This is a genomic window from Streptomyces sp. NPDC037290, assembly GCF_055603245.1.
In genome coordinates this window covers 1,070,475-1,080,130 of sequence record NZ_JBVJVZ010000001.1, presented here as the reverse complement: position 1 = coordinate 1,080,130, position 9,656 = coordinate 1,070,475, and the positions used below count along the sequence as shown (strand labels likewise).

8 protein-coding genes are annotated in these 9,656 nt (G+C 69.9%); 6 read left to right on the top strand and 2 right to left on the bottom strand.

The features are described from left to right. Nucleotides 1–105 precede the first annotated feature (105 nt). Entirely contained in the window at nucleotides 106–3,132 is a 3,027-nt protein-coding gene (uvrA, locus tag ACZ7HQ_RS04940; RefSeq protein ID WP_470984721.1) for an excinuclease ABC subunit UvrA, read from the bottom strand. Nucleotides 3,133–3,356: 224 nt separating this feature from the next. Between uvrA and ACZ7HQ_RS04935 the strand changes: the two genes are divergently transcribed. The 5 genes from ACZ7HQ_RS04935 to ACZ7HQ_RS04915 all read left to right on the top strand — a co-directional run bounded on the left by ACZ7HQ_RS04935 (nucleotide 3,357) and on the right by ACZ7HQ_RS04915 (nucleotide 7,628). Beyond that, nucleotides 3,357–4,043 carry a maleylpyruvate isomerase family mycothiol-dependent enzyme gene (locus ACZ7HQ_RS04935; RefSeq protein WP_470984718.1) on the top strand — a complete coding sequence of 229 codons (687 nt, stop codon included), beginning with the start codon at nucleotides 3,357–3,359 and terminating at the stop codon, nucleotides 4,041–4,043. Nucleotides 4,044–4,108: 65 nt separating this feature from the next. Beyond that, complete coding sequence (locus tag ACZ7HQ_RS04930; RefSeq protein ID WP_470984715.1) at nucleotides 4,109–4,765, top strand: MBL fold metallo-hydrolase; 657 nt, start codon at nucleotides 4,109–4,111, stop codon at nucleotides 4,763–4,765. 294 nt (nucleotides 4,766–5,059) lie between these two features. Next, nucleotides 5,060–5,944: an ABC transporter substrate-binding protein gene (locus ACZ7HQ_RS04925; protein WP_470984713.1), complete on the top strand. Its 885-nt coding sequence runs from the start codon at nucleotides 5,060–5,062 to the stop codon at nucleotides 5,942–5,944. Continuing rightward, nucleotides 5,941–6,873 (top strand): amino acid ABC transporter permease, encoded by a 933-nt coding sequence (locus ACZ7HQ_RS04920; protein WP_470984710.1) that lies wholly within the window; start codon nucleotides 5,941–5,943, stop codon nucleotides 6,871–6,873. The genes ACZ7HQ_RS04925 and ACZ7HQ_RS04920 overlap by 4 nt, the downstream gene beginning before the upstream one ends. Next, nucleotides 6,870–7,628, top strand: a complete 759-nt coding sequence (locus ACZ7HQ_RS04915; RefSeq protein WP_470984708.1) for an amino acid ABC transporter ATP-binding protein — start codon at nucleotides 6,870–6,872, stop codon at nucleotides 7,626–7,628. The genes ACZ7HQ_RS04920 and ACZ7HQ_RS04915 overlap by 4 nt, the downstream gene beginning before the upstream one ends. 10 nt (nucleotides 7,629–7,638) lie before the next feature. Here the strand turns inward: ACZ7HQ_RS04915 and aroQ are convergent, their stop codons facing one another. Next, entirely contained in the window at nucleotides 7,639–8,112 is a 474-nt protein-coding gene (aroQ, locus tag ACZ7HQ_RS04910; RefSeq protein ID WP_470985208.1) for a type II 3-dehydroquinate dehydratase, read from the bottom strand. Between the two features lie 208 nt (nucleotides 8,113–8,320). Here aroQ and ACZ7HQ_RS04905 point away from each other — a divergent pair, with 208 nt between their 5' ends. Continuing rightward, nucleotides 8,321–9,592: an MFS transporter gene (locus ACZ7HQ_RS04905; RefSeq protein WP_470984706.1), complete on the top strand. Its 1,272-nt coding sequence runs from the start codon at nucleotides 8,321–8,323 to the stop codon at nucleotides 9,590–9,592. The last annotated feature ends 64 nt before the right edge of the window (nucleotides 9,593–9,656 follow it).

The following is a 9,656-nucleotide window of genomic DNA, read 5'->3' as shown; positions in this document are numbered from 1 at the left end:
GCCAGAGGTGCGGGCGTCTACACACCGCCAACACAGGTTCTCGGGGGGGAAAACGAACTCCCCCTCCAGAGAGCTCCTAGCGGGCCCCCGCTTTTTGGTGGTGTGTCAGGCCTTGCGTGCCCGTGTCGTCTTCTTCGCCGGCGTCGTCTTCTTCGTGGCCGCAGCGGCCTTCTTGGTGGCCGTGTTGTTGGCCTTGGCCGTCACCGTCTTCTTGGCCGCCGTCGTCGCCGCGGCCGTCTTCCTGGCCCTGGTCGCGCCCGGCGCCTGCACCGGGTCGGCGTCGCTGATGCGGTCGGCGCCGAGGATCTCGCGCAGGAACTTGCCGGTGTGGCTGGCCGGGACCCCGGCGACCTCCTCGGGTGTGCCCTCGGCGACCACGAGGCCACCTCCGGCGCCGCCCTCCGGACCCATGTCCACGATCCAGTCGGCGGTCTTGATCACGTCGAGGTTGTGCTCGATGACGATGACCGTGTTGCCCTTGTCGACGAGGCCGCCGAGGACGGTCAGCAGCTTGCTGATGTCCTCGAAGTGCAGACCGGTGGTCGGCTCGTCCAGAACGTAGACCGTGCGCCCGGTGGACCGCTTCTGCAGTTCGCTGGCCAGCTTCACACGCTGGGCCTCACCACCGGAGAGGGTGGTGGCGGACTGGCCGAGGCGGACGTAGCCGAGGCCGACGTCCTTCAGCGTCCTGAGGTGCCGCGCGATGGCCGGGACGGCCTCGAAGAAGTCGGTGGCCTCCTCGATCGGCATGTTCAGCACGTCGGCGATGGACTTGCCCTTGTAGTGGACCTCCAGGGTCTCCCGGTTGTACCGGGCGCCGTGGCAGACCTCGCACGGGACGTAGACGTCCGGGAGGAAGTTCATCTCGATCTTGATCGTGCCGTCGCCCGCGCAGTTCTCACAGCGGCCGCCCTTGACGTTGAAGGAGAAGCGGCCCGGCATGTAGCCGCGGACCTTCGCCTCGGTGGTCTCGGCGAACAGCTTGCGGATGTGGTCGAAGACACCGGTGTACGTCGCCGGGTTGGACCGCGGGGTGCGGCCGATCGGCGACTGGTCGACGTGCACGACCTTGTCGACCAGGTCGTCCCCGTCCACGCGCGTGTGCCGTCCGGGCACGTTCCTCGCGCCGTTGAGCTCACGGGCCAGGTGCGTGTAGAGGATGTCGTTGACCAGCGTCGACTTGCCCGATCCGGACACGCCCGTGACGGCCGTGAACACGCCCAGCGGGAAGGACACGTCGATGTCCTGCAGGTTGTTCTCGCGGGCGCCGTGCACGGTGAGCCGGCGGGACGGGTCCCGGGGACGGCGGATGTCGGGCAGCGGGATCGACTTGCGGCCCGAGAGGTACGCGCCGGTCTGCGACTCGGTGTTCGCGAGCAGTTCCTTCAGGGAGCCGCTGTGCACGACCTTGCCACCGTGCTCGCCCGCGCCGGGGCCGATGTCCACGACCCAGTCGGCGACCTTGATGGTGTCCTCGTCGTGCTCCACGACGATGAGCGTGTTGCCCATGTCACGCAGCCGGACCAGGGTCTCGATCAGCCGGTGGTTGTCCCGCTGGTGCAGACCGATGGAAGGCTCGTCCAGGACGTACAGGACGCCGACGAGGCCGGAGCCGATCTGGGTGGCCAGACGGATGCGCTGGGCCTCACCGCCGGAGAGCGTGCCGGCCGCGCGGTTCAGGGAGAGGTAGTCCAGGCCGACGTCGACCAGGAAGCGCAGCCGCTCGTTGACCTCCTTCAGCACGCGCTCGGCGATCTTCTTGTCGCGGGCGTTCAGCTTCAGCCGGCCCAGGAAGTCCGCGCAGTCGCTGATCGACATCCCGGAGACCTCGGCGATCGACTTCTCCATGATCGTGACCGCGAGGACGATCGGCTTCAGGCGCGTGCCCTCACAGCTCGGGCAGGGCACCTCGCGCATGTAGCCCTCGAAGCGCTCGCGGCTGGCGTCGCTCTCGGCCTCGCTGTGCCGGCGCTTCACAAACGGCACGGCGCCCTCGAAGGGCGTGGTGTAGACGCGCTCGCGGCCGTACCGGTTGCGGTACCGGACCTCGATCTGGGTCTTGTGGCCGTGGAGCAGGGCCTTCTTCGCACGCTGCGGCAGGCCCGCGAAGGGGATGTCCGTACGGAAGCCGAGGGCGTCCGCGAGGGCGCCGATCAGGCGGCCGAAGTAGTCCTTGGTGTGCCCGTGCGACCAGGGGTGGATGGCGCCCTCGTCCAGGGACTTGTCCGGGTCCGGGACGATCAGCTCCGGGTCGACCTCCATGCGTGTGCCGATGCCGGTGCAGTCGGGGCAGGCGCCGAAGGGCGAGTTGAAGGAGAAGGAGCGGGGCTCCAGCTCCTCGAAGGACAGGTCGTCGTACGGGCAGTACAGGTGCTCGGAGTACATGCGCTCGCGCTCGGGGTCGTCCTCGGGGAGGTCGACGAAGTCGAGCACGATCATGCCGCCGGACAGGCCGAGGGCGGTTTCCACGGAGTCGGTGAGCCGGCGCTTGGCGGACTCCTTCACCGTGAGGCGGTCGACGACCACCTCGATGGTGTGCTTCTCCTGCTTCTTCAGCGTCGGCGGGTCGGAGAGCTGGATGGTCTGCCCGTCCACGCGCGCGCGGGAGTAGCCCTTGGTCTGCAGGTCGGCGAAGAGGTCGACGAACTCGCCCTTGCGCTCGCGCACGAGCGGCGACAGCACCTGGAAGCGGCTCCCCTCCGGCAGCTCCAGGACCTTGTCCACGATGGCCTGCGGCGACTGGCGCGAGATCGGGCGGCCGCACTCGGGGCAGTGCGGCTTGCCGATGCGTGCGAAGAGCAGGCGCAGGTAGTCGTAGACCTCGGTGATGGTGCCGACCGTCGAGCGCGGGTTGCGCGAGGTCGACTTCTGGTCGATGGAGACCGCCGGGGACAGACCCTCGATGAAGTCGACGTCCGGCTTGTCCATCTGGCCGAGGAACTGCCGGGCGTACGAGGAGAGCGACTCCACGTAGCGGCGCTGGCCCTCCGCGAAGATCGTGTCGAAGGCCAGGGAGGACTTGCCCGACCCGGACAGGCCCGTGAAGACGATGAGCGAGTCACGAGGCAGGTCGAGCGAGACATTCTTCAGGTTGTGCTCGCGCGCGCCACGGACGATGAGACGGTCGGCCACGCCGGTCCGCACCTTTCTTGAGAGAAGTGACAGGGGCGGGGCCCCCGTCCTTCTTCAGACTAGGGGGAGCCACTGACAACGCCGGTCGGATTGCCCGATTGCATAACAACCCCCGGCCATCCAGCATGCCCGACGTCGCCTCCGACGATATAGCACGTGCTTTCGATTTGCGGACGGGCTTCACCACCTTCACCCGAAGGTGTGGCGGGGCTAATGTCAGGCCCATGATTGATCACGCTCATGACCTGGCATGTGTACGCGACGCGACCGGTCGGCTTCTCACCGCGCTCGCCGAACTGGACAACGCGTCGCTTGCCGAGCCGTCACGGCTTCCCGGCTGGACCCGCGGCCATGTCCTCGCCCACCTCGCCCGCAACGCCGACGCGCTCGTGAACGTTCTCGAGGGCCGGCCCATGTACACGAGCGCCGAGGCGCGGAACGCCGACATCGAGCGTGACGCCCGGCGCCCCCTGGACGCCCAGCTCACCGACCTGCGCGAGAGCACGGCCCGCTTCCAGGCGGCGGGGGACGCGCCGGCGGACTGGGGGCGCACCGTGGAGCTGCGCAACGGGGTCACCGACTCCGCGGCCCGGGTGCCGTTCCGCAGGTGGGCCGAGGTCGAGCTGCACCATGTGGATCTCGGCATCGGGTACGAGCTGGAGGATCTTCCGCCGGAGTTCACGGACCGGGAGATCGACTTCCTGGCGGATCGCTTCGCCGGTCACAAGGAGGTGCCGTCGACCGGCCTGACCGCGAGCAATGGCCGGGTCTGGACCACGGGCGGCGGGGCGGAGGGCGGGCCGGTCACGGTCGAGGGCACGGCCGCGGACCTGCTGGGCTGGCTCGCCGGGCGGCGCGACGGCTCGGGTCTCACCACGAACGGCACGCTGCCGAAGCTGCCTCCGCTGTAGGCCGCCGACGTTCCCCGCAGGCCGCCGACGTCCGCGGGCCCGTCCCCCGCTATAGGCTGATCGACATGACGTACAGCGGAGAGGTACGGGTCGGCGGACCGGCGGATGTGCACGAGCTGAAAGACCTGATGATCACGAAGATCGCGGTCGGCCCGATGGACAACAACGCCTATCTGCTGCGCTGCCGGGCCACCGACGAACAGCTCCTGATCGATGCCGCCAACGAGGCGGGGACGCTTGTCGGCATGATCGGTGACGACGGCATCGCGTCCGTCGTCACCACCCATCAGCACGGCGACCACTGGCAGGCTCTTGCCGAGGTCGTCGCCGCCACGGGCGCGCGCACGTACGCCGGCCGTGAGGACGCGCCCGGCATCCCGGTGCCCACCGATGTGCTCGTCGACGACGGCGACGTCATCAGGGTGGGACACGTGGAGCTCACCGCGCGGCATCTCGTCGGGCACACCCCGGGTTCGATCGCGCTGGTCTACGACGACCCGCACGGTCACCCGCACGTCTTCACCGGCGACTGCCTCTTCCCGGGCGGCGTCGGCAACACGCGCAAGGACCCGAAGGCCTTCGCCCGTCTGATCCATGACGTGGAGACGAAGATCTTCGACGTGCTGCCGGACGAGACGTGGGTGTATCCCGGGCACGGCAACGACACCACGCTGGGTGCGGAACGGCCGCATCTGCCGGAGTGGCACGCGCGCGGGTGGTGAGCGCCGGTCGCCTCTTCCGCGGTGCGCGCCCCGTGTGAACGTTTCGCACACGCTGGGGGCGCGTGCGCGCTCCCGGCGCGCTGGGGGCGCGCAGTGAACTGGGAGCAGCCCCGCAGAGGATGACGGCTCCTCGGCGGCAGGGCCGCCGGCCTTCCACCCCGCCCTCGGCCGGCGGCCCGGGCCAAGGGCCCACGCTCGGAGCGACGTTCACACGCCTGCAACACCCGCTCCCACTATGCGGACAGTTACCGCCATGACCTGGACAAACGTGGGGTTCGCTGCCAATCTCCCGCCATGTACCTCGTCCCTCGCGCCCTGCGCCGTGCGCTGGCCGCCGCCACAGTAGCCCTGCTCGCCACCGCTGTCGGCTGTGCTCCGCAGCCCGAGGACAACGCGTCGGCCACCCCGTCCGGCTCCTCCGCGAAGAGCTGCGCCAAGGGCGGATTGGCCACCAAGACCTCCGGCAAGCTGACGATCGCGACCGACGAACCGGCCTACGAACCCTGGTTCAAGGACGACAAGCCGGCGAACGGCAAGGGCTTCGAGTCGGCGGTCGCCTACGCCGTGGCCCGCCGGCTGGGTTACGACAAGAGTGCGGTCGTCTGGCAGAGCGTCCCGTTCAACAAGGCGTTCGCGCCCGGCGTGAAGACCTTCGACCTCGACATCAACCAGGTCTCGATCAGTGCCGAGCGCAAGAAGGCCGTCGACTTCTCCTCCGGCTACTACGACGTGCGCCAGGCCGTGATCGCCCTGAAGGGCAGCAAGGCGGCCAAGGCGACGAGCATCGCGGACCTCAGGGAGCTCAAGCTGGGTGCCCAGGTGGGCACCACGAGCCTCGGCTACATCACCGACGTGGTGAAGCCGAAGCAGGAGGCCGCGGCCTTCTCGAAGAACGACCAGGCCAAATCCGCCCTGAAGAACGGCCAGGTGGACGCCATCGTCGTCGACCTGCCGACCGCGTTCTACATCACCGCGGCCGAGGTGACGAACGCCAGGATCGTCGGTCAGTTCGAGAACCAGGGGGCCACTCCCGAGCAGTTCGGGCTGGTCCTGGACAAGGGCAGCGCACTCACCTCGTGCGTGAGCGGCGCCGTCGACGCCCTGCGCAAGGACGGCACCCTGGCGAGGCTGGAGAAGCAGTGGCTCTCCGACGCCGTCGACGCCCCGGTGCTCAAGTGACGGTCACCAAGGGCGAGTCGGCCCGCGAGGGGGCCGACGACGAGGGCGACATGACCGGCGCCGCCGGTGACGTCCCCGGCGACGGCTACGTACCCTCCGAACGGCGGCTGGCGCGCGAACGCCACACACGCGCGCGTGCCCGCCGCGCCGCGGCCGTCGCGGCGGTCTCGACGCTCGTCACGGCCGTCGTGCTGTACCTGGTCGTGGTCAACGCGCCGGGCTGGCCGCGCACCAAGGAGACGTTCTTCGACGCGCACTACGCGCGCGAGGCGCTGCCGAAGGTTCTCGAAGGGCTGTGGCTGAACGTCCGTCTGCTCGCCGTCTGCGGCGTCGCCGTCCTGATCCTGGGCATGCTGATCGCTATCGCGCGCACCCTGCGCGGTCCGGTCTTCTTCCCGCTGCGATTGCTGGCGGCGGCGTACACGGATTTCTTCCGCGGCCTTCCGCTGATCATCAACCTGATGATCGTGGTGCTGGGCGTGCCGGCGCTGCGGCTGCAGGGCGTGACGGTCGATCCGGTGCTGCTGGGCGGTACGGCGCTGACGTTGACGTACTCGGCGTATGTGGCCGAGGTGTTCCGGGCCGGCATCGAGTCGATCCACCCTTCGCAGCGCGCCGCGGCCCGGTCACTGGGTCTCACCAACCGGCAGGCCCTGCGCTACGTCGTCCTCCCCCAGGCGGTACGGCGTCAGGTACCGCCGCTGCTCAACGACCTGGTGTCGCTGCAGAAGGACACCGGTCTGGTGTCCATCGGCGGGGCGGTGGACGCCGTACGCGCGGCCGACATCATCGTGGGCCGCAGTCTGAACTACACGCCGTACATCGTCGCGGGGCTGGTGTTCGTGGCGCTGACCATTCCGATGACCCGCTTCACGGACTGGGTGACGGCCCGGATGGACCGGCAGCGGGCCCAGGGAGGAGCGCTATGAGCGACGCAGACGCACCCGTCCTGCGCATGGAGTCCGTCCGCAAGACCTTCGGCGGCTCCGTCGTCCTGCGGGACGTCGGTCTGGAGGTCGCGCCGCACACGGTGACCGCGCTGATCGGCGCGTCCGGCTCCGGCAAGTCCACGCTGCTGCGCTGCGCCAACCTCCTCGAGGAGATCGACGACGGCGGGATCTGGCTGGACGGCGAGGAGATCACCGCCCCCGGCGTCGACCAGGACGCCGTGCGGCGCCGCATCGGTGTGGTCTTCCAGGCGTACAACCTGTTCCCGCACATGACCGTGCTGGACAACATCACGCTGGCCCCGCGCCGGGTCCACGGCGTCGGCCGCGCCGAGGCCGAGGAACGGGCCAGGGAGCTGCTGGAGCGCCTCGGACTGGCCGCGAAGTCCGACGCCTACCCCGACCGGCTCAGCGGCGGCCAGCAGCAGCGTGTGGCGATCGTCCGCGCGCTTGCCGTGCGCCCCCGGCTGTTGCTGCTGGACGAGATCACGGCGGCGCTCGACCCCGAACTCGTGGGTGAGGTGCTGGAGGTGGTCCGGGGCCTGAAGGACGACGGCATGACCATGATGCTCGCGACGCACGAGATGGGATTCGCCCGGGACGTCGCCGACCAGGTGTGCTTTCTGGATGGTGGAGTCGTCCTGGAGCGCGGTACCGCCGAGCAGGTGTTCGGTGCCCCGCAGCAGGAGCGCACGCGGCGCTTCCTGCGGCGGATCGTGGAGGCGGGCCGGCTGTGACGGCCCGGGACTACGCGCCGGCCGACGCCGCGCCGACCAGGGCGGCCACGCGCTCCACACCGAACACATAGCCCTGCACTCCGCACCCGGCGATCACACCGTCGGCGCGCAGCGAGACGTAGGAGTGGTGCCGGAACGATTCGCGCTGGTGGATGTTGGAGATGTGCACCTCCAGCACGGGCATGCCGTCACAGGTGTTGAGCGCGTCCAGGATCGCGACCGACGTGTGGGAGTAGGCGCCGGGGTTGATGACGATCCCGCAGTGGTTCAGTCGGGCCTCGTGGATCCAGTCGACCAGTTCGCCCTCGTGGTTGGACTGCCGGAAGTCCACCGTGCCGCCGTGCGCGGCCGCCGCCTTGGCGCAGAGTGCCTCGACGTCGGCCAGCGTGTCCCTGCCGTAGATCTCGGGCTGGCGCTGGCCGAGCAGGTTCAGGTTGGGCCCGTTGAGGATCATGATCGGGGCGTTGGCCAGGGTGCGGGGCACGGTTCCTCCGGTCCGTTCGGGGCGGTCGTCGACGACCGCTGCTCGCACCCGGTCTATCACGGTGACCGGGAGGAGTGGTGGGCCGTGCACCCCGGTGACCTCGGCGCACGCCGCGGTCGCTCGATCGCCTCCGCGCGCCCCGTAACTGCTGATCACAGCGGGTAGTTGACGCGGCATGAAGCCTGTACGCGCCGTAAGCGCCCCTTCGATGCCGAGACTTGCCGCCGCGTCCCTCGCGGGGACGGCGATCGAGTTCTACGACTTCTTCGTCTACGGGACGGCGGCCGCGCTGGTCCTGGGGCCCCTGTTCTTCCCCACGTTCTCGCCGGTCGCGGGGACCCTGGCGGCGTTCGGCACCTTCGGGGTGGGCTTCGTGGCCCGTCCGCTCGGCTCGGTGCTGTTCGGGCACATCGGCGACCGGCGCGGGCGGCGGCCGGTGCTCTTCCTCTCGCTGCTGCTCACGGGGGCCTCGACGGTCGCGGTGGGCTGCGTGCCGTCGTACGGGACGATCGGCGCCGCCGCGCCCGTGCTGCTGCTCGTGCTGCGCTTCCTGCAGGGACTGGGGCTCGGCGGGGAGTGGGGCGGCGCGGTGCTGCTGACCGCCGAGCACGCGCCGGCCGGGCGCCGCGCACTGTGGTCGAGCTTTCCTCAGGTGGGGCCTGCTTTCGGCTTCGTGCTCGCCAACGGGATGATGCTCGCGCTGTCGGCGGCGCTGTCGGACGAGGAGTTCGCGCAGTGGGGGTGGCGGGTGCCGTTCTGGGCGGCCGGCGTGCTGGCGCTGGCCGGGCTGTGGCTGCGCTCGTCACTCGCCGAGAGCCCTCGGTTCCTGGAGATCGACGACCACGCGCGCGTGCCTCTCATCGACGTCGTACGGCATCACGGCCGGCTGGTGCTGCTGACAGCCGGCGCCCTGGCCGTCGGGTACGCGGTCTTCTATGCGGTGACGACCTGGTCGCTGGCGTATGCGACGGAGCGGCTCGGGGTGAGCCGTACGGTGATGCTGACCTGTGTCATGGCCGCGGTGGTCGTGAAGGGAGCCCTCACGCCGGTGATGGCGCTGCTCGGCGACCGCTACGGGCGCCGGCCGATGTGTCTGACCGGGTGCACGGCCTGCGCCCTGTGGATGCTCCCGATGGTCGCGCTGCTGGCCACCGGCGAGCCGTTGCTGATGTTCCTCGGCATTCTGGGCGCCCTGATCGCCTTCATCACCATGTTCGCGGTCGTCGCCGCCTACCTGCCCGAACTGTACGAGGCGCGGTTGCGCTGCACGGGCGCCGCGGTGGGCTACAACCTCGGCGGTGTCGTCGGCGGCGCGCTCACCCCGATCGTGGCCACGGCGCTCGCGGAGCAGGGCGGGCGTGTGCCGTGGGCCGTGGGCGCGTATCTGACGGGTGTCGCGCTGCTGAGTCTGGTGTGCTTCGCACTGCTTCCGGAGACACGGCCGTTCCCCGTACCGGCGGTGGAGCCGGCGGCGGGCTGACCGGCCATGCGCGCACTGCCCGGAGCAGCCGTAGGCACCTGGAGGCCGGCAGGGGGCTGCTCAG